Source organism: uncultured Methanobrevibacter sp. (genome assembly GCF_937898925.1).
Taxonomy (GTDB): Archaea; Methanobacteriota; Methanobacteria; order Methanobacteriales; family Methanobacteriaceae; genus Methanobrevibacter.
Window position 1 is genome coordinate 1 of the sequence record NZ_CALDKF010000007.1, and the last position, 20,676, is coordinate 20,676.

Consider the following 20,676-nt stretch of genomic DNA (forward strand, 5'->3'; position numbering starts at 1 on the left):
AATTTATATTTTAAAATTTAAAATTATTACTTAATATTTAAATAAAACTGATTTTAGTAATAATTATTATTTTATTGCCAAAAATAAGCAATTTAGTATTACTTTTTTTAGAAATATTTTTATATAGTAAAGTAATAATTATATTATGTAAAGTATTAAATTAATAACAATTTTACTATTATTATTACGCTTGTTTAATTGGAAATTTTATTTTTAAAATTTTCATTTTTTAAGGTTGTTATTTTAATATTTTATTCTTTAACTTAAGGTGTCTATATGGATAAAAAATATATAATTGGTGCGATTATCGCAATAATTCTTGTACTTATTGGTGGTGCCCTTCTTATGGGAGGGGGCACTACTGAAAGAGGACCTGGTGAAATTGTAGTTGCGGCTTACAGTCACGGAGGAGAACCAGAAGCTGGTTTTGATCCAATTGCAGGTTGGAACTATTATGCAGAGCCATTGATTCAAAGTACCTTACTTAAAATGAATACAAACGGTACTTACTCAAATGATTTGGCTACAGACTATGATATTTCTAGTGACTATAAGAAATATACTGTAAACTTAAGAGACGATGTCAAGTTTACCGATGGTACACCACTTACTGCTGAAGATGTAGCATTCACATTCAATGCAGCTAAAGAAAGTGGTGCAAGCTTAGATTTATCTGCTTTAAATGAAGCTAAAGCTGTAGATGATTACACTGTAGAATTTGATTTAAACAAATCCGATTCCACTTTCTTAGATAAATTAGCTTACATCGGTATTGTACCTTCTGACTCATACAACAACGAAACCTATGGTGAAAACCCTGTCGGTTCTGGACCATACAAATTTGTACAATGGGATAAGGGTCAACAAGTAATCTTAGAGAAAAACCCTGATTACTACGGTAAAATGCCTCAAATCGAAAAAATAACCATTCTCTTTGCTCAAAACGAAGCAGCATTCAACTTAGCTAAAAACGGAGAAGCTGATATCGTAGCAGTACCTCTCGAATATGGTAAAGAAAAGGTTGACGGATACACCATGTACTTGATGGATACCATTGACGTTCGTGGTATTTCATTACCAAGTGTGCCTGACACTGGTGAACTATCTCCAGAAGATAACTACACCATTGGTAACAATGTAACTGCAGACATTGCAGTAAGAAAAGCATTGAACTACGGTATTAACAGAACCGCTTTAGCAGAAGGTGCATTAAATGGATTAGGTGTTCCATCCTACGATGGTATTGCACATCAATTGCCATGGGCTAACCCAGAAGCAGCAATTGAAGACGGTGACGTTGCATATGCTAACAAAACCTTGGAAGAAGCTGGTTGGGTTGACTCTGACGGTGATGGAATAAGAGAAAAAGATGGTACAAAAGCATCATTTAAAGTATACTACTCTGCAAATGCTCCAGAAAGACAAGCATTAGCTTTAGGATTATCAGAACAAGCTAAAGAATTCGGTATTGAAGTTGAACCTGTCGGTGCTGAATGGGATGAAATCTATCCAAATCAATACTCTCAAGGAGTTCTCTGGGGATACGGTTCCACAGATCCTTCTGACATGTACGGAGAATACTACAGTTCTTCTGACTTCAACCCTGCAAGAGTAAACAACAGTGCTGTAGACGCTCACATGGATGCTGCATTTGCTGAATCCCGTGAAGCTTCATACAAAGATTGGGCTGCAGTATCATGGGACGGCACCACTGGTATCTCTCCAAAAGGTGATGCAAACTGGTTATGGTTAGGTGAAATCAAATACGGTTACTTTGTAAATGATAGAGTAGACATTTCCAATGACACTGCTCTCTTACAACCTCACGGAGGAGACTTATTCAGTAACATATACGACTGGACCATGACTAACTCTACTGCATAAAAAATGTATAAATAATTGGGGTAGGAAAAGTTTTCTAAAAAACTTTTTTCTACTTCCTTCTAATTTTTTTAAGTTTTTTATTTAAATAAAGAATTAGTTTCCTTTTAACTTTCAATAAAAGAAAATTTTATAGATATATTTATATTTGAATTATAGTTTTCATATTCAGATTCCAATTTTTATATTTGGATTATAATTTCTAAAAATATCGTTTATTTAAGCTTTTTTAATGCATTAAGGAAAGAACGAGTAAATCGTATTTTTTGAGTATGTTTATTGATTTTATTTTATTATGAGTTTAGAGTTATTCTTATTATTAGATTTTCAAATTTAATTGTTCACTATGTGTAAATTTTAATTATGGGAGGTTATTTTTTGTTAGATAAACAGAAAATACTTAAATTTCTAGGATATAAACTTGTCCGTTTTGCTATATTATTAGTTGTTGTAATATTATTAAGTTTTATATTAATTGACATGTCTCCTATCAATCCAGTGAATGCTTATATTTCCAATATGGTTGCCAGTCCTGAAAAAATTGCTCAATTGGAAGCTTATTGGGGTGTAAATCAACCGATCACTGAAAAGCTATTGAATTGGTTAGGAAATATTATCGTTGGTGATTTTGGAACTTCTTTAATTTATAGGACTCCAGTATTGCATGTTATTGGTGAAAAGTTCACTGCATCATTAATTTTGATGTTAACCTCTTGGGTGATTTCCGGTGTATTAGGTTTTGCTTTAGGTGTTCTTGCAGGATTTAAAAGAGACACTTGGGTAGACAAGGCAGTGAAAGTCTATTGTTACATATTGCAATCTGCCCCTACATTTTGGATTGCTTTGCTTGTTGTAATGGTATTCAGTGTTTATTTAGGACTATTCCCTGTAAGCGGGGGAGTGCCGATTGGTGCATTGAGCCAAGATGTTTCATTCTGGGATTGGTTAAGGCATTTGATTTTGCCGGCATTCACTTTGAGCATTTTAGGTGTTGCATCAATTGCATTGTATACTCGTGACAAGCTTATTGAAGTCATGTCAACTGATTATTTCCTTTTTGCTAAGGCAAGAGGGGAAGACGGATGGACTTTGATTAAAAGGCATGGTATAAGAAATATTCTTTTGCCTGCTATCACATTGCAATTCTTATCCTTCAGCGAATTGTTTGGTGGAACCGTTCTTGTTGAACAGGTTTTCATGTATCCTGGAATCGGTCAGGCGGCGGTTTCTGCAGGTTTGAGAAGTGATGTTCCACTATTGTTGGGTATTGTTATATTCAGTGCAATATTCGTTTATTGTGGAAATTTAATTGCAGATATCCTTTATAACTTTGTAGATCCAAGAATCAGGGAAGGTGAGGAAAATGGATGAGTCAGTGGGTAAAGTGAATAAGTTTGATGTTTTAGGCAACATGAATTTAAGGACCAAAACATTGCTTGCAATAGGTTTGTCCGCTTTCATCTTGATTTTGGTTGTTGTTATCAGTTTCTTCATTGACCCAAAAAGCATCACAACCAATTGGACCATGATGAATCAGCCTCCTTCCTTGGAGCATATCTTCGGTACAGATTGGTTAGGTAGGGACATGTTTATCCGTACCTTAAAAGGTTTAGGATTAAGTGTTCAAATAGGATTCTTCGCTTCCATTTTAAGCAGTATCATTGCTGTTGCCTTAGCGTTCTTATCAAGTTTCAATAAGCATTTGGACAGTTTTGTTTCATGGTTGATAGATGTATTCCTATCCATTCCACACATCTTGCTTATTATCCTTATCTCCATTGCTTTAGGTGGAGGTGCTTTCGGTGTATTGATTGGTGTTGCATTCACTCACTGGACATCCCTTGCAAGAGTGCTTAGAGCTGAGATAAAACGTATTAAGACTTCAGAATTCGTTACAATTTCAGAAAAATTAGGACAATCCAAGTTTTGGATTGCAAGAAAACAGATCTTGCCTTTGGTAATCACTCAAGTGATTGTAGGCACAATCTTGATTTTCCCTCATGCGATTATGCACGAGGCAAGTGTAACATTTTTAGGTTTCGGATTATCTCCTCATGAGCCTGCTATTGGTATTATCTTGTCTGAATCCATGAAATATCTTGCAACTGGTAATTGGTGGTTAGCTTTATTCCCTGGTTTGGCATTATTGATTCTTGTATTACTGTTTGATATTGCAGGAGAAAACATTAAGAAGATGCTTGACCCAGCAAGTGCAAATGATTAGGTGATAATATGAGTGATTTAATTAATGTTTCAAATATTTCCATTTCATTTACCCAATATGTTCAAGGATTGAATCAGAGGGAATTGAAGGTTATCACTGATTTGACTTTGGATATTAATGAAGGGGAAATTGTTGCTGTTTTAGGTTCAAGTGGTTCTGGAAAGAGTTTGCTTGCACATGCAATACTTGGTATCTTGCCTCATAATGCTAACTTATCAGGTAATATGGTCTATAAAGGGGATGTTTTAACAGAGGAACTCAAAAAGGAATTGCGTGGAAAGGAAATTGCATTGATTCCCCAATCCGTTAACTTTTTAGACCCTTTGATGAAGGTTTCAGATCAAGTAATTGGTGAATGTGCTGATGAAGCAGAGGAAAAGGAGAAAAGGGCTAAGCAAAGAGCTATCTTTGAGAAATACGGCTTGTCTGAGGAAGTGGATGACATGTATCCTTTCCAATTGTCTGGAGGTATGGCAAGAAGGGTTCTTGTATCAACAGCTTTGCTTTCAAATCCTAAGCTTGTAATTGCAGATGAACCTACTCCTGGTTTGGATGAAAAGTCTGTAGAGGAAACCTTGAATCATTTAAGACAGATGGCAGCAGACAATGTAGGGGTATTATTGATTACTCACGATATTGATGCCGCTTTGAAGGTTGCAAACAGAATAGCAATTTTCTATTCAGGTTATGTTATTGAGGTTGCCAATGCATCTGATTTCAGTGGAGAGGGAGAGAACTTGCTCCATCCATATACCAAATCCCTATACAAGGCATTGCCTCATAATGGATTTGAACTCACAAAAGGGCATCAGCCATTGCATGGTGAGATTCCAGTAGGCTGTCCATATTATGAACGTTGTCCTCATAAGTTGGAGAATTGTGATAAGGAAAGGCCGTTCTTATTCCCTATTGATGAGAATAAGAGGGTCAGATGTTTTAAATATGAGGGGTAGATTTTATGGAGTTAACTGGTAGAAATATCTCATTCAAATATAGTTCAGGATCTAGGCAAATCTTGAAGGATGTTGACATAACCATTGACAATAAGAAGATTTTAGGTTTGTTTGGTGATAGTGGAAGCGGTAAGTCAAGCTTATGTAAAATCCTTGCTGGACACATCAAAAGATATGAAGGTGAAGTGAAATTGGATGGAAATGAAATCCCTAAAAGCGGTTTTAATCCTGTTCAATTGATTTATCAGCATCCTGAAAAGGTTATGAATCCTAAATGGAAGATGCACGAGGTTCTTGAGGAATCTTGGGATGTTCCTGATAGTTTGCTTGAGGACTTTGGTATTCAAAAGTCCTGGCTAAACAGATGGCCTGCAGAGCTTTCCGGTGGGGAATTGCAAAGATTCTCAGTTTTAAGGTCTTTGAATCCAAACACTAAATTCTTAATAGCTGATGAAATGACTACAATGCTTGATGCAATTACCCAAGTGCAGATCTTTGAATCAGTTTTGAAGATTGTCAAGGAAAGGAATATGGGCTTGCTTGTTGTTAGCCACGATAGGGATCTGATGGATATTATTTGTGATGAAGTGATATATCTTGATGATATCAATCATGTAGATATCTAATATTGTCTTGAAGATATTATTCACATTTAATATCTTCTCTATTTTTTATTTCAATATTTATTTTTTATTTTTTAAATCTTAATTTTTTATTTAAATTATAGTATTATTTTATCATTTTTTGCTTATTTTGTAATAATTGAGAGTAATACTTTTTAAAATTAAAAATTATTACTTAATATATAAGTAAAATTGATTTTAGTAATAATTATTACTTATTTACCTAAAATAAGCTATTTGGTATTACTTTTTTTAGAAATATTTTTATATATTAAATCATAATTATTAAATATAAAGTATTAATATAATATTTTTTTCATAATAAGTATTACTTTTTGATTTTTTATTTTTTTAATTTACTTATGAATTATATTAATTATTCTTAAAAATGATTAAAGTGATCAAATGAATTTTACCATAAAGCAATTGTCTGATGATTGTGATACAAAGATTAGGGTGAGGAATTTCCTGTTTTCCCAAATAAGGTCTGAATATGGCTATGGTTACATTCCATCTTGGCATAAGGACATAATAGATTTGAACAAGTATTATATAGATTGCAAGAAAAACAGTCTGTTTTATGTTGAGGATAGTGGTAATGGAAGAATCATTGCTACCATAGCGGTTAGGCAGTATGATAAGAACTTTATGGAATTTCAGGACTTATACTCTAAGGAATCCACAGCAAGCATTTGGAGACTTTTTGTAGATAAGTATTATAGGCGTTGTGGATTGGCTACACAGTTGTATAATGTTGTTGAAGAGTTCTGCTGTGAAAATAACTTCAATGAGATTTACTTGCATACCCATAAGAATCTTGAAGCAGGATTTAGCTTTTGGAAAAAAGTGGGATTCAATATAACTTGGGATACAAATAATGAGCTTCAGACAGTCCATATGGTAAAGAATTTATCAAGTAAATAAAATTTATTTTATTAATTTTAATTTAAAATTTATATATTCTTTAATATAAAGTATATATTAAATTTAATTTTACATTTTTTTTATATAAAATTAAAAAATAAACTTAGGGATAAAAATATTTTTTTTAAAGACTTTTTGTGTGATAAAATGAGTTGCTATAAATATTGGGGAACAATTGAAGAGATTGCAAATAAGCTTTCAAGCTATGGAGACCTCGATAGCGAGGGTATTTCTGCATTGGACGGTACTGATATTGAAGAGATTACAAAGATCTTGGATGAAATTGAAGTAATTGCTCATGATAAAGAAATAGATTTTGATTCTGCAAAGCATATCCTTGATGATGAGAAAATGAATAAGGCATTGCAGTTGATTCGTAAGTTCTATGTTTATATCGGTGCAAGATTGGAACGTGAAAATGCTATGAAAATATTGGAATCTGATGATCCTAAAGCTGTTTTGGATTCATTCCATTTTTATGACAGATACATTGGACTAATAGAAAATGAAAGGCAATTGGCCAAGTTCAATGAGAAGAAGACTTTCGTATTCTTAGGTAGCGGACCTCTTCCATTAACATTAATCATGTTCCGTATGGTCACTGGCTGTAAATGTATTGGAATTGAACAATTTGAAGAAGTTGCAGAATTGTCCAGAAAAGTCTTGAAAAGATTAGACCTTGATGATGGAATTGAAATAATTACAGGGGATGAAAAGACCATTGCTGATTTGGATTATGACATCTTGATGATTGCAGCATTTGCAGAACCTAAAGACAGAGTGTTCGCTAATGTTTGGGATGTTGTTGATGAGAAGACTCCTGTTCTTTACAGAACCTATACTGGTATGAGGGCTATTCTTTACTCTCCAGTAACTGAAAAGGATACCAGAGGATTCCATCAGGAAGTCATGTTGCTTCCTAAAGGAAAGACAAACAACACTTCTGTATTAATTAGAAAGATTAGTTAATTAAATATTAATTAAATTTCTATTCTTTTTTTATTTCTTTCGTTTTTTTATTTTTACAAGTCTCCTTTTTTTCTATTTTTATTTAATTTCCATATTAATTACTTTCTTTTTAATTAATTTTTTTAAAATTTATTTAAAAGTAATACTTTTTATACAAAAATAGGCAAAAAAGTAATACTATTTCCATATTTTTTTACAAATTTTTCTAAAAGTAATACTTTTTACCCAAAAAACTACAAAAAAGTAATAACATTTATATAATCTATTGCATATATTATTATTAGTAATACTAAATATACAAAAATCTTAAAAAAAGTAATACTTTTTAAAATTACGATAAATTTTAATGAAATTATTATAAAAGAAGGTGTCTATATTGATTGATGAAATAACTGATTTCTTATTTGGTTTGAAAATGACCATTATTTCAGCTATATTTCTTGTAATCGCTGTTATTTTCATGATACTTGGAATTGACACTCCAATTTACTTAAACCCTGCATGGGGTGCGGTAATAATAAGTGGTATTCCAATGTTATTATTGGCTTTAACCAGATTAATCCGTGAAAAGTGGATTTCATCTGCACTTCTTATTGCAATAGCTATGGTGGCATCACTCTTGATTGGTGAGATATTTGCAGCAGGTGAAGTTGCATGGATTATGGCTTTAGGTGCTCTTTTAGAAGACTGGACAGTTGAAAGAGCTAAAAAAGGTTTAAGAAATCTTATTAATTTAACTCCACAAACAGGTAGAAGAATTGTGGATGGCAAGGAAGAAATGATTTCCGTAGATGAGATTAAAATCGGAGATACTTTAAGAATTCTTCCTGGTGAAAGCGTACCTGTTGATGGTGAAATTATAAACGGTACCTCTTCTCTTGATCAATCCATCATGACTGGTGAATCATTGCCGATTGATAAGGATGTAGGGGATGAGGTATTCTGTGGTACAATGAATTTGTATGGTTCAATTGACATTAAAGCAACCAGTTTAGGTGAAAACTCTTCACTTCAAAAGTTGATTGACCTTGTAAAGGCAGCTGATGAAAAGCAAGCTCCAACTCAAAGGATTGCAGACAAATGGGCAACATGGCTTGTTCCTGTTGCATTGATAATCGCTATTGCAGCATGGCTCATTACAGGAAACATTGAAAGGGGAGTAACAGTCCTCGTAGTATTCTGTCCATGTGCATTGATACTTGCTACACCAACTGCAATTATGGCAGCTATTGGTCAAGCAACAAAATATGGAGTTCTCATTAAATCTGGTGAAGCTTTAGAGACCTTGGGTGGATTGAATACCTTAGTGTTCGATAAGACAGGTACTTTAACTTACGGTAATTTAGCAGTTTCAGATATTATTTCCTTGAAAGATGATTTGGATGAAATGGATGTTTTGAACATAGTTGCCTCTTGTGAGAAATTAAGTGAGCATCCATTGGCTAAAGCTGTTGTAGACAAAGCAAAAGAAGTTGAAATTGATATTGAAGAACCACAAGACTTTAAGATGTTCCCTGGAAAAGGGGTAAGTTGTAAGAGCTCTTATGGTCAAGTATATGCAGGAAACTCCAAATTTTTATCAGAAAATAATATTGATTTTAATGTTGATAGTGAACTAAACCAGTTAAAACATGAAGGTAAGGCTTCAATTATCGTTGCTTTGAATGATAGCGTAGTTGGTTTGATCGGATTGTCTGATGTGATACGTGAAGATTCCAAAAACATGATTGAGAACTTGCATGATTTGGGAACTGAAACAATATTGCTTACAGGAGATAATACAGAAACTGCTAATTATTTTGCTTCTCAAGTTGGAATTGGAAAGGTATATGGAAACTTGCTTCCTCAAGAAAAGCTTGATTGGATTGAAAAGCTCAAAAGTGAAGGCAAAAAAGTCTGTATGATTGGTGATGGTGTAAATGATGCACCTGCACTCAAGACTGCTGATGTAAGTGTAGCAATGGGCTCTGTAGGAAGTGATGTTGCTATTGAAGCAGCAGATATTGCACTCTTAGGTGATGATATCGGCAAGATTCCATATCTTAAAAAGCTTTCAAATTCAACCTTGTTTACAATCAAGGCAAACATTATCATTTCCATGACAATCAATGCAGTGGCTATTGTATGTTCCGTTTTAGGATTATTGAATCCGGTTACTGGAGCTATTGTTCACAATGCAGGATCCTGTCTTGTAGTGCTTAATGCAGCATTGCTGTATGACAGGAAATTTGATGATTCAATTAAGAAAATCGATACTGAAAATGTGGAACACAGCCATTATCATTTCCACAATGATGGAGAGCACTCACATTCTCATGACGGCATTAAGATAATGGATGAAATCAAAACAGAAAGTGGAATTAAGCATATGCATGCTCACAAGCATGCTTTAAGCAGACAAAGTTGTGAAGCTTATCACAACTAGTCTTTTCTTTTTTTAAATAATTTTTATTATTATTTTTATTTTATTTTAGTTCTATTCCTATTTTATTTCAATTCTATTTTTATTTAATTTATTTCTATTTTTTTATCTTTTTTCTATTTTTTATTCTACTTGTTTTCCAATCTGCTTTTTCATTTAATTGATTTATAAAAATTTATTAACATTAAAGTTTATACTAACTATAACAATGTTTTAAATAATTCGAATTATTCAAAATTTGATTTAAATTAGTTGTGAGGGATTATTATGGAATTGGATTCAAATGAAGTAGTAAAGAAAATTGAAGAATACAGAAAGGATTACAGTTGTTCACAAGCAACTCTTATGGGAATTTGTGATGTTGCAGGTATGCCTACTGAAGAATTGGCTCTTCTTGCAAAAGGATTCTCTGGAGGAATTGGTGGAACATTCTCTGAAGGGACATGTGGTGCTGTAACTGGAGCGGTAATGGCTTTAGGTCTTTTAGGCGCAGATGAAAAGCAAATCATTTCCGCTTCCAAAAAGTTATTCAATGAATTCAAGGATAAGTATGAATCTGTAACTTGCGGATACATCTCAAAAGATGGTGATGACAAATCTCCATGTGTTGAAGTATGCTTATTTGCAGGTGAAAAGGTCTGCGAATACTTAAAAGAATAATTTTTTCTTTATTTTATTTTTATTTTTATTTTTTTATTATTTTTTTATTATTTAGATTAATAATTGTTAATTTTTTAGTTTTGGAGTGAGAAAATGAAAGTTTTACTAATTAATGGAAGTCCTCATAAGGAAGGATGCACTTTTACAGCATTAACTGAAATCAAAAATCAATTGGAAAAGGAAGGAATTGACAGTGAAATATTCTGGATTGGAAACAAACCTGTTAGAGGTTGCATCGCTTGTCTTAAATGCGGTCATAACAATGGAAAATGTGCATTTGACGATGATCCAGCAAATGAAATAATTGATAAGCTAATAGAATCTGATGGTGTTATTGTAGGTTCTCCAGTTTATTATGCAGGTCCTAATGGTGCATTATGCGCTATACTTGATAGGGTTTTCTATGCTGCAAGTGCTAACTTTAAATTCAAACCGGGAGCTTCTATCGTAAGCTGCCGTAGAGGCGGTGCAAGTGCAAGCTTTGACAGATTGAACAAGTACTTCACAATTTCAAATATGCCTATTGTTGCATCACAATATTGGAATAGTGTTCATGGAAACACTCCTGAAGAAGTCAAGCAAGATTTGGAAGGTCTTCAAACCATGAGAACATTGGCAACCAATATGGCTTGGATTTTAAAATCAATTGAAAATAGAGAATTGCCTAAGCATGAGGAAGAAAAACAAAGAACCAACTTTATCAGATAATCGGATATTCCTTTAATCTGATAATAGGATAATATTTATATCTATTAAAAAAGAAAATATAAATTGTATTAATCTTAAAAGATTTAATCATACTAAGTATTTTTAAAAAATTTAGGAGTAATTTTATGGATACTGGAAATAAAATAATTGTTATTTTACTTATCTTAATTGCTTTCGCTGCAGTTGTCTGTGGTTTCCTATTCATTTCCAATGGTTTAGTCTCAGATGATTCCAGCATGGAAGAGAATGTTACAAATGTAACAAATACATCAATAAATAATACTGAAAATTTAACAAATATCACTGCGGATACCTCTTCAGATAGCGGTTCTGTAAGTTCATCTAGTTCTTCTAGCGGTACTCGCTATTACTCTAGTTCTTCTAGTGGTACCCGCTATTCATCTAGTTCCAGCAGTAATTCAAATTCTGGAAGTGGATCTAATTCTGGTTCTAGTTCCGATTCCAGTGCTTCTGATTCTGGGTCTGGGTCTGGTTCTAGTTCTGATTCCGGTTCTTCTGATTCTGGGTCTGGTTCTAGTTCTGGCGGATCAAGTTCTGGTGGTTCTGGCTCAGGCGGATCTGATTCAGGTTCTGGTGGTTCCGGTTCTTCTAGCGGATCAACTGATTCAGGGTAATAATAATTGAATTTAACATGACTTAAATTTTCATTATTTTTTATTATTTTATTTTTATTATTTTTTAAATATTTTTTCAATAGTTTTTGCTGATTTTTCATTATGTTTTTATGAAATTATTAGACAGTTTTTTCATGATTTTTAAAACTTAATTTGGTTTACTTATTGATTTTTTTTATTTCAATTCTAAACTCTCTATTTTTCATTTCAAGAATGTAAAATTCTTTATTTTAAAAAAAAGTCCTTATTTCTTTTTTAAAAAAACTTATATTATATATTTATTATCAATATATATAATATTAGATTTTCCTTTTTTGATTTTCAATTTAAAAAGTGTTAATAAATGCTTTTTTGATTAAATTCTATTATTTTAGTTTATATTTCATTTATTAAGTTATTATAAGCCTATTATTTAATAAAATAAATATGTATAGTTCTTTATTTATCTAATAAAGCATTATTTGCTTGTTTTTAATTTTAATCATTAAAATTTCTTATTTTTCTTTATAATGCAATATTTTTTCTTATTTCACTATAATCTAAATAAACAAATTTTTTTTTAAAATTTTAATCAAAATTATTGTTTTATATTGAGTTTAAATGATTTATACTGCTTGTTTTTTATTTTTTTTGAGAGAAACATTTATATTATATTAAATAAAAATTTTTATATAACATTAAAAAAGATTATTTTAGACATTCTATATGTTCTAAAATTCTTTATTTGCAAAAAGATTTTCAAAAATTCATTTTTTAAATAATTAATTAATATTGTTTTTTTATTATATATTGATTCATCTTTTTTAATGTATTGAGGTGAAATTATTTTAACAAAAAACAGAACATTGCTTTTGTTGATAATGTCATTGTTTATTCTTGCAATGGCTTCAGTATCAGCAAGCGATGTAAGTGACATAAGTGATAATCAGGAGATTATTTCAGATCAAGATTCAATTAGCGAGGATATTATAAGTGAAGATGTAGATTTATCCAGCGCTGATTTAGAGTCTACTGTTGATTCAGATTCTATTGTTAGTGATAGTGAATCTGAGGATTCAAAGCTTGGATCTGCTGAAATGGAATCAGGCCCATTATCTGAAGATGAAACCACTAAGAATTCTACAAGCATTGAAGCTTCAAGTTCAAGTGTGGTTTACGGCAATGATTATTCTGTCACTCTAAAGGATAAAAACGGCAACGTTTTATCTGGAAAAAATTTAATTTTCACATTTAATGGAAATAATTATACAAGAACTACTGATTCCAATGGTGTCGCTAGCATAAAGATTAATGCTGCAGCAGGCACTTATGATATCAGTGTCTTATTTGAAGGTGATGAATTATATGAAAATTCATCTTCATCAAGCAAAGTGACAGTCAGTAAGGCTTCAACAAGCATTTCCACTGATACCAAATATGCAGTTAAAGGTGAAACTTACTCTGTTGTTTTAAAGGATAAGGATGGAAAAGTCTTATCCAAAAAGAATGTGGTTCTCACATATAATGGAAAGACTTACAATAAAACAACTAACTCTAAAGGTATTGTAAGCATAAAGATTACTGGAACAGTTGCAAAGACCTACAAATTGACTTATAAATTTGCTGGTGACGAGTATTACAAGGCTAGTTCAGGTTCCGTAAGCCTTAAGGTTAAGATGGCTACAAGCTTAACTGGAGCTAGCACTGTTGTAAAAGGCAATAAATATAGCGTCACCTTGAAGAATGCAAATGGAAAAGTATTGGCTAAAAGGACTGTAACTTTCACAATCAATGGTAAGTCTTATAAGAAAACCACTAATTCCAAAGGTGTTGCTAGCTTAAAAATTAGTTTAGCATCTCCAAGAGCTTATGATTTAAATGTTAAGTATGCTGGTAGTTCCTATTATGGTGCATCTGCAAAAGAGGTATCCCTATTTGTTAAGACACCAACAAAAATAATAAATTCAGGTAATTCCATTGGTAAAGGAACCAAGTATTATCTTACCTTAAAGGATTCCAGCAATAATGTTTTATCAGGTAAGGCTGTTACTCTTACCTACAGAGGAAAGACTTATAAGAAAACCACTAATTCCAAAGGTGTAGTTAGCTTAAAGATCAATTCAGCTATTGGCAAAAGATATGTTCTTAAGTATAAGTTTGCAGGAACCAAGTACTATGGTCCTAGTTCAGGTTCTGTAAACCTTAGAATAAAGAATGCAACAACATTGACTGGCCCTGCTTCAACTACCATCATTAAAGGAACTGCATATAAGGTTACTTTAAAAGGTGATGATAAAAAAGCTATAGCAGGTCAAAAGATTACATTCACTTTCAATGGCAAGACTTATACCAGGACTACAAATAAGAAAGGTGTTGCTAGCTTAACCATTAATGCAGCCGCTGGAAAGACCTATAAGTTTTCATATAAGTTTGCAGGAACATCCTATTATAACAGGTCTGCTTCCGGAACCATTAACTTGGCAGTTAAACTTAAAACTTCCTTAAAGAATTCCGGTACTGTCATAATGAATGATACTGTATACACAGTTTCCTTAAAAGATTCAGATGGTAAAGCTTTAGCAAATAAGCCTGTAGATTTCAAATTTGATGGCAAAACTTATCAAAACAGCACAGATGAAAATGGAACTGTTGGACTTCTCATTAATGTAACAAGTCCAAAGGTTGCTAAATTAACCTACAAGTTTGCAGGTGACAATAAGTATGATGTTTCTTCAGGTTCTGTTAGCTTGGATGTAAAGTCTGATAAGATATTTACATTCGATCATATTGTAGCTGGAGCAGTTAAGTTAAGAAATTATGTTGAAAAGAACGGCAAGATGGCTGCTACCATTTCCATTAACGGAATTAAAATGAATATGTCAAGTTTTGCTTATCTTTTAGGTAAAGCAGTTGAGAATATCAACAATGGTAAAAAAATTGATGTTGCTTTAGTTGATGTGGATTCCACTTATAAGAATATGGGAAACACTTCTGTCAATGCTGACTTGAATAAGACCAAGTATGTTGAAATGTCAAAAATCTTGACTGATTTCATAGAAGAAGAAGGAAGACTTCCATATTATATTACTACTGTTGTTGGTCAAATGTCCCCTAACCTTTACATTTATGGGCTTGCTAAATCTTTAGATTTCTATTCAAATATGAATAGATTGCCTAATTATGTGACTTTCGATGCTAAAGATGTGAATGGTGGAAGTGGAAGTGTCACTAAAAAAGGAAATGCTTCTCAGTATAAGAAAGGTTTAAATGAAGTTCAATCACTTACTTCCGCTCAACTTGCCCAATACTTGAAGGCTTCTGGAAATGATGCACTTAACTCAGCAATTAAATCCTTAGCTAACTCTTTAACATCAGGAAAAACTACTGTCTGGGCTAAAGCTGAAGCTATATTTAATTGGGTTAGGGACAATATCAATTATGAATATTATGCAAACACCAAATATAAGGCAACTGGTACTTTAAGCAAGAAAAAAGGTAACTGTTGTGATCATGCAAACTTGATTGTTGCTCTTTGTAGAGCAGCTGACATACCTGCAAGGTTTTCCCATGGTAAGAACTGTAAGTTCTCAAGTGGTTTGAACACTGGTCACGTATGGGCACAAATCTATGTTGATGGTGTATGGTATTCTGCTGATGCAACAAGTAGCAGAAACAAGTTAGGTAATATTCAAAACTGGAATACAAAGTCATTTGACCTTAAAGAGCAACTTGTTCACTTAACATTCTAGTGGTAATTGAATTTTAACCTTTTATTTTTTTATTTTAATTTTTTATTTCTATTTTTTCTATTTTTATTTCTATTTTTCAATTTCTTTATAAAATTTTATTTTCAATTAATTTTTCAATATTCCAATAATTTTTCAATAATTTTTTTCTTCAATTATATTAATTTTAGGTATAATAATTTTAATAGTTGTGATAAATTTATTGATTTAATTAATTGATTTTTAATTAATTCTAATACTTATCTAGTTTTCATGTTATGATGTCTGCATATATCTACATCTAACCATATTAAAACATAATTTTATTAAAAAAATAATATTTAAATAATTTAAGTATGATATATTATACTGTTTAAAAAAAATAATGAGGCATAAAATGGCAAATAATGGACATGGACATCATGGAGCTGCAAATTTAACTCCTGAACAGCAAAAGCAAATGATTGAACAGGAATTAAGGCTCTTTGAACATATGAAAAATATCAAATATAAAATAGCTGTTATGAGTGGAAAAGGTGGAGTAGGTAAATCCACAGTAGCTGCTAACTTGGCAGAAGCTTTTCAGAAAAAAGGATTATTAACTGGTATACTTGATGCAGACATTCACGGACCAAACATTCCTAAGATGTTAGGGGTTGAAGGTAAGGATGTTATGATTGAACATGGGGAAATGATTCCTGTAATGAGCAATAATGGAATCAAGGTCATGTCAATGGGATTTTTAATAGAATCTCAAGACACTCCAATCATATGGAGAGGCCCTCAAAAATCAGGATCAATCAAGCAGTTCATGGCAGACACTGCATGGGGAGACCTTGATGTCTTGATTATTGACAATCCTCCTGGAACCGGTGACGAACCGTTGACTGTGCTTCAATCATTGCCTAATGTTGATGCAGTCATTATGGTTACTACACCAAATAGCCTATCACAGGAAGATGTATTGAAATGTGTAGGTATGGTTAAGATGCTAAACATTGAGGATATTGGACTTATTGAGAATATGTCCTATTATGTATGTCCTCATTGTGGTGAAAAAACCAATATATTCGGCGAGTCCCAAGGGGAAAAGTTTGCTAATGACATGGGAGTTGTATTTTTGGGCAATTTGCCTTTAACTGAACAGGTTCCTGAATCTGCAAATCAAGACAGCACTATGGTAAACAGCTATGCAGATTCTGAAGTCAGTCAAAAGTTTTCCGAAATAATTGACAATATAAAATTAGCATTTTTAGATGATGAATAATCAATTCAATCATCTTTTTCTTTTTCTTTTTTTATTTTTTTATTAATTTTTTATATTAATTTTTTAAATTCATTTTTATTTCTATTTTTTAAATTTAACCAGTTTCTTCGTGTATTTTCATTTTTAATTTTTTAATCATTATTTAATTTAATTAAGTATTTTTAAACGATTAATTATCAAATAACTGTTTTTTAAAACAGATTAAGATAATTTTATATAGTTTAGAAAACATATATTAATATATAAAATTGTATGGTTTTTTTATCAATTTTATGCTTTAAAAATCAATTTAAAGACTATAATTATAAGTTATAAAAATAAATTATCTTTTTAGTCTTAAGGTATTTAGAGGTGTTTGTATGACTATATTAGATGGTATTTTAGAAGATAACAAGAAATTTGTCGAAAACTTTGAAGGAGAGGAAATGTCTCACCATGCACAAAAGAAGTTAGCTATTCTAACTTGTATGGATTGCAGATTAATCGACTTCTTTGAACCAGCTTTAGGACTTAAAAGAGGAGATGCAAAAATAGTCAGAAATGCAGGAAACTCCATTGTAGGAGAAGATGCAATAAGATCTATTGGTGCTGCATTGTACAATCTCGGTGCTGAAGAGGTATTGGTTGTAGGCCACACTGAATGTGGTATGGCTGGTGCTGATGCAGATGCATTGAAGGAAAAGATGCTTGCAAGAGGCATTAAAGAGGAAGACATTGCAAAATATGACTTGGCAGAATGGATTGGAGGATTTGAATCTGAAGAGGCAAATGTCCTTGATGTTGTTGACAAGATCAAAAACCACCCATTGATTCCAGATGTTCCAGTGCACGGTCTTATAATTGACATTGTAACTGGAGAATTAAAAGTCTTGAAAGAAGATTATTAATGCAAACCTTTATATATGACGGTGTTTATAATATAATACCCGACATGTATGAAAAGTTAAATTAATTTCAATAATATTTATAATATTTGATTAAAATTATCAAAAGTTTTTAGAAAACTTTGAAAAATTTTTTCTAAAATCTTTTTATTTTTATTGAAACCACCTAAAATTAATTTATTTCACCAAATAAGATTAATTTATCATATATCACTAAAAATAATCAATTTTGCAAATGTTAATTATTATAATTGTAACTGCAGTACTGTTGCTATTAGTAATGGGGCTATCAAGTTCCCAAATATACACTATACCACGACTTGGATTCGTGCTAAGTTATGCCAAAGGCTTAGCTTTCAATTAATAACCAGTTAATTGAATTGTAGAAAAAATCAAACATCATCAAAATCATACTTTATAGGACGCTTTCTTTTTTAGTTCTATTTTTCATTGCAATAGTATTTAATTACTATTTAGTAGTCAACTTTATTATCCCACTTTATTAATAAAACCATATTCCACCTATTTATTCATAAGTTTTGATAATGGAGTAGTAATTTGAATTCACATGATTTAAGGAAGAGAAATGAGCGTAAATGAATCTATTATTAAAAACAAAGTATCAGACAGAAAAACTAATTTTAAAAATGGGCTTGGAGAAAAGGAATATTCCAATCTCTTAAGGAAGCAATCCAGACGTAGAAGATCCACTAGCTTTGAAGACAGTGAAGTTCAAGTAGTCACTTGTCCATCTTGTGGATCCACTGAATTTTTCTTGGACACCATTCGTTCTGAAAAATCCTGTAAGAAATGTGGTTTGGTTGTTGAAGAGAACATTATCGATTCCACCTTTAGAGGAACCGCAAGAGATAAGGATGGTAATTTCCATGGTCAAAATGGTGCACCTAAGAACATGGCTATTCATGATGGCGGATTGTCCACCACTTTTGATGTCAATTCAGGACACTTGAATGATAAAGCTAGATGGTACCGCTTAAGAAGATTGAATAATCAAGCTCGTGTAAGTGACCCTCAAAGTAGAAACTTAGCCAGAGCATTCACTGAATTGGGAGTGATTGTTTCCAATTTGTCCCTTTCAAAAGATGTAAGATATGAATCTGTTAACATTTACAGAAATGCTTTGGATGAGGATTTGATTAGAGGCAGAAGCATTTCCAAAATTTTGGTTGCTACCGTCTACATTGCATGCAGACTCTGTAAAGTTCCACGTACTTTAGATGAAGTCGAGAAAGCTACTGGAATAAACCAGAAGACCATTAGTAGGAATTACAAGTTCTTAGCAAGAGAATTAGGTATTAAATTAATCCCTATCTCTCCGAATGATTATATTCCAAGATTTGCTAGCAGATTAGGATTGTCTTCCCAAGTGGAAGTTCGATCCATTGAAATCATTAACGATGCAAAAGACTTGGGATTGACTTCAGGAAAAGATCCTGCAAGTGTTGCAGCTGCAACTTTGTACGGAACTTCCATGTTGTTTGGTGAACGCAAGACTCAAACTGAGATTGCAAAAACCCTTGGAGTAACTGAAGTTACCATTAGAAACAGATTTAAGGAATTAAACAGTAAATTAGACTTTGTATAAGTTTAATCCTGTTTAATATTTAATTTTTTAACTATTTTTATTGTATTTCAGTATTCTATTTTTTTAGTATTATATTTTTTAGTATTATATTTTTTTTGAGAATTCCTATTTTTAAAATATTTTTTTAGCTATTTCCATCCCATTCTATTTTTATTAAACCTCATTTGCAGAGCTTCTGCTTAAGAGTATTAATGCCACTATTGTAATGGCTACTCCACAAACCATCAGTACTGTAGGCATTTCCATATAGAATATCATTCCAAATGCAAGAGCAGCTATTGGCTCTCCAGATGATAATATAACTGCTGTTCCCGCATCCATATGATTCAATGAAATAGTAATGAATACATAAGGCAATGCGAATGAGACTAATGAATGCAACAATAGGAATAATACATTTGGAACTGGATTCAAGCTAACGAAATTAGCAATTTGAGTGAAACTGGTAAATGGGATTGTCACTATTGTGATTGTAATCAATGAATATAAGAGTATTGTAAATGTATGCCTTCCCATATCAATTGATTTCCTTGATGTAACTGAGTAGATTGCCCAGAAAATTGCAGATCCAATACCTGCAATTATTCCTATCCATGAAATGTCAATTGAATTTTCCTCAAGAAGTCCAGTAACCAATGTACACCCGATTAGTACAAGAATCACGCATAATACTTTAATTGAAGTGATTTTTTCTTTAAACAGGAAATATTCCAATACCAAAACAAAAACCGGTGCAGTACTTAAGAGTATAGCTGCAAGGGATAATGGGACAGTATTGATTGAGCTATTGTAACATAAGTTCAATCCGAGAATGCATAGTCCACACAGTACAAATAATGGAATATCCTCTTTATTTATCTTCAATAGGCTTTTATCAGTTAGGAATATTGCTATAGCTATATATAAAATAGCTATTGAAAATCTTAAAAAAAGCAATGTGGTTGAATCCACGCCATTTTCAGTCAATGTTCTGACAAATATTCCGGTAGATCCAAACATTATTCCTGCAATGATTGGTAAAAGCAAGTATATCTTCTTCATTATTTCACTTATTTTTTTTAATTCATTATATTTTATTTATTTCATTTTATTAATTTTTATCTTTTATCGATTAATTTGGGGATTATTCCCATATTTTTTTACAAATTCCAATTAGAAATGAATACATTTATATATTTTGTATGACAATTTAATAGTATACAAAAGTAATTCATGT

16 protein-coding genes are annotated in these 20,676 nt (G+C 31.9%); 15 read left to right on the forward strand and 1 reads right to left on the reverse strand.

The annotated features are described in order from the left end of the window. Nucleotides 1-276: 276 nt before the first annotated feature. The 15 genes from Q0409_RS00380 to Q0409_RS00450 all read left to right on the forward strand — a co-directional run bounded on the left by Q0409_RS00380 (nucleotide 277) and on the right by Q0409_RS00450 (nucleotide 19,460). Nucleotides 277-1,884 carry an ABC transporter substrate-binding protein gene (locus Q0409_RS00380; RefSeq protein WP_298533865.1) on the forward strand — a complete coding sequence of 536 codons (1,608 nt, stop codon included), beginning with the start codon at nucleotides 277-279 and terminating at the stop codon, nucleotides 1,882-1,884. A 375-nt stretch (nucleotides 1,885-2,259) separates the two neighbouring features. Continuing rightward, complete coding sequence (locus tag Q0409_RS00385) at nucleotides 2,260-3,252, forward strand: ABC transporter permease (protein WP_298533867.1); 993 nt, start codon at nucleotides 2,260-2,262, stop codon at nucleotides 3,250-3,252. Then, the gene (locus Q0409_RS00390) at nucleotides 3,245-4,105 is read left to right on the forward strand and encodes an ABC transporter permease (protein WP_298533869.1); all 861 of its coding nucleotides are present in this window, start codon (nucleotides 3,245-3,247) and stop codon (nucleotides 4,103-4,105) included. Before Q0409_RS00385 ends, Q0409_RS00390 begins: the two co-directional genes overlap by 8 nt. Nucleotides 4,106-4,113: 8 nt before the next feature. After that, nucleotides 4,114-5,058 carry an ABC transporter ATP-binding protein gene (locus Q0409_RS00395; RefSeq protein ID WP_298533872.1) on the forward strand — a complete coding sequence of 315 codons (945 nt, stop codon included), beginning with the start codon at nucleotides 4,114-4,116 and terminating at the stop codon, nucleotides 5,056-5,058. A 5-nt stretch (nucleotides 5,059-5,063) separates the two neighbouring features. After that, nucleotides 5,064-5,684, forward strand: a complete 621-nt coding sequence (locus Q0409_RS00400) for an ABC transporter ATP-binding protein (protein WP_298533875.1) — start codon at nucleotides 5,064-5,066, stop codon at nucleotides 5,682-5,684. Between the two features lie 402 nt (nucleotides 5,685-6,086). Then, a complete protein-coding gene (locus Q0409_RS00405) occupies nucleotides 6,087-6,605 on the forward strand; it encodes a GNAT family N-acetyltransferase (RefSeq protein WP_298533877.1) in 519 nt (172 codons plus the stop codon). Nucleotides 6,606-6,752: 147 nt separating this feature from the next. Then, complete coding sequence (locus Q0409_RS00410; protein WP_298533879.1) at nucleotides 6,753-7,574, forward strand: nicotianamine synthase family protein; 822 nt, start codon at nucleotides 6,753-6,755, stop codon at nucleotides 7,572-7,574. Between the two features lie 376 nt (nucleotides 7,575-7,950). Then, the gene (locus Q0409_RS00415; RefSeq protein ID WP_298533881.1) at nucleotides 7,951-9,999 is read left to right on the forward strand and encodes a cation-translocating P-type ATPase; all 2,049 of its coding nucleotides are present in this window, start codon (nucleotides 7,951-7,953) and stop codon (nucleotides 9,997-9,999) included. Between the two features lie 264 nt (nucleotides 10,000-10,263). Then, nucleotides 10,264-10,656, forward strand: a complete 393-nt coding sequence (locus Q0409_RS00420) for a C-GCAxxG-C-C family protein (RefSeq protein ID WP_296856393.1) — start codon at nucleotides 10,264-10,266, stop codon at nucleotides 10,654-10,656. A 93-nt stretch (nucleotides 10,657-10,749) separates the two neighbouring features. Beyond that, the gene (locus Q0409_RS00425) at nucleotides 10,750-11,364 is read left to right on the forward strand and encodes a flavodoxin family protein (protein ID WP_298533883.1); all 615 of its coding nucleotides are present in this window, start codon (nucleotides 10,750-10,752) and stop codon (nucleotides 11,362-11,364) included. Nucleotides 11,365-11,489: 125 nt separating this feature from the next. After that, nucleotides 11,490-11,999, forward strand: coding sequence for a hypothetical protein (locus Q0409_RS00430; RefSeq protein WP_298533885.1), 510 nt, complete (start codon nucleotides 11,490-11,492; stop codon nucleotides 11,997-11,999). A gap of 860 nt (nucleotides 12,000-12,859) precedes the next feature. Beyond that, on the forward strand, nucleotides 12,860-15,727 hold the full coding sequence (locus Q0409_RS00435; protein WP_298533888.1) for an Ig-like domain repeat protein: 2,868 nt from the start codon (nucleotides 12,860-12,862) through the stop codon (nucleotides 15,725-15,727). Between the two features lie 373 nt (nucleotides 15,728-16,100). Then, nucleotides 16,101-16,970, forward strand: a complete 870-nt coding sequence (locus Q0409_RS00440) for an Mrp/NBP35 family ATP-binding protein (protein ID WP_298533890.1) — start codon at nucleotides 16,101-16,103, stop codon at nucleotides 16,968-16,970. A 359-nt stretch (nucleotides 16,971-17,329) separates the two neighbouring features. Then, entirely contained in the window at nucleotides 17,330-17,857 is a 528-nt protein-coding gene (locus Q0409_RS00445; protein ID WP_292787443.1) for a carbonic anhydrase, read from the forward strand. A 583-nt stretch (nucleotides 17,858-18,440) separates the two neighbouring features. Beyond that, nucleotides 18,441-19,460 carry a transcription initiation factor IIB family protein gene (locus Q0409_RS00450; protein ID WP_298533893.1) on the forward strand — a complete coding sequence of 340 codons (1,020 nt, stop codon included), beginning with the start codon at nucleotides 18,441-18,443 and terminating at the stop codon, nucleotides 19,458-19,460. A 153-nt stretch (nucleotides 19,461-19,613) separates the two neighbouring features. Here Q0409_RS00450 and Q0409_RS00455 read toward each other — a convergent pair whose 3' ends face one another. Beyond that, nucleotides 19,614-20,501: a DMT family transporter gene (locus Q0409_RS00455; RefSeq protein ID WP_298533895.1), complete on the reverse strand. Its 888-nt coding sequence runs from the start codon at nucleotides 20,499-20,501 to the stop codon at nucleotides 19,614-19,616. Nucleotides 20,502-20,676 lie beyond the last annotated feature (175 nt).

Bases quoted from the DNA above. Each gene is read 5' to 3' on its own strand.
- Q0409_RS00400 (WP_298533875.1), top strand. From the start codon at position 5,064: ATGGAGTTAACTGGTAGAAATATCTCATTCAAATATAGTTCAGGATCT.
- Q0409_RS00410 (WP_298533879.1), top strand. From the start codon at position 6,753: ATGAGTTGCTATAAATATTGGGGAACAATTGAAGAGATTGCAAATAAG.
- Q0409_RS00425 (WP_298533883.1), top strand. From the start codon at position 10,750: ATGAAAGTTTTACTAATTAATGGAAGTCCTCATAAGGAAGGATGCACT.
- Q0409_RS00435 (WP_298533888.1), top strand. From the start codon at position 12,860: ATGTCATTGTTTATTCTTGCAATGGCTTCAGTATCAGCAAGCGATGTA.
- Q0409_RS00390 (WP_298533869.1), top strand. From the start codon at position 3,245: ATGGATGAGTCAGTGGGTAAAGTGAATAAGTTTGATGTTTTAGGCAAC.
- Q0409_RS00380 (WP_298533865.1), top strand. From the start codon at position 277: ATGGATAAAAAATATATAATTGGTGCGATTATCGCAATAATTCTTGTA.
- Q0409_RS00405 (WP_298533877.1), top strand. From the start codon at position 6,087: ATGAATTTTACCATAAAGCAATTGTCTGATGATTGTGATACAAAGATT.
- Q0409_RS00420 (WP_296856393.1), top strand. From the start codon at position 10,264: ATGGAATTGGATTCAAATGAAGTAGTAAAGAAAATTGAAGAATACAGA.
- Q0409_RS00440 (WP_298533890.1), top strand. From the start codon at position 16,101: ATGGCAAATAATGGACATGGACATCATGGAGCTGCAAATTTAACTCCT.
- Q0409_RS00430 (WP_298533885.1), top strand. From the start codon at position 11,490: ATGGATACTGGAAATAAAATAATTGTTATTTTACTTATCTTAATTGCT.
- Q0409_RS00445 (WP_292787443.1), top strand. From the start codon at position 17,330: ATGACTATATTAGATGGTATTTTAGAAGATAACAAGAAATTTGTCGAA.
- Q0409_RS00395 (WP_298533872.1), top strand. From the start codon at position 4,114: ATGAGTGATTTAATTAATGTTTCAAATATTTCCATTTCATTTACCCAA.
- Q0409_RS00455 (WP_298533895.1), bottom strand. From the start codon at position 20,501: ATGAAGAAGATATACTTGCTTTTACCAATCATTGCAGGAATAATGTTT.
- Q0409_RS00450 (WP_298533893.1), top strand. From the start codon at position 18,441: ATGAGCGTAAATGAATCTATTATTAAAAACAAAGTATCAGACAGAAAA.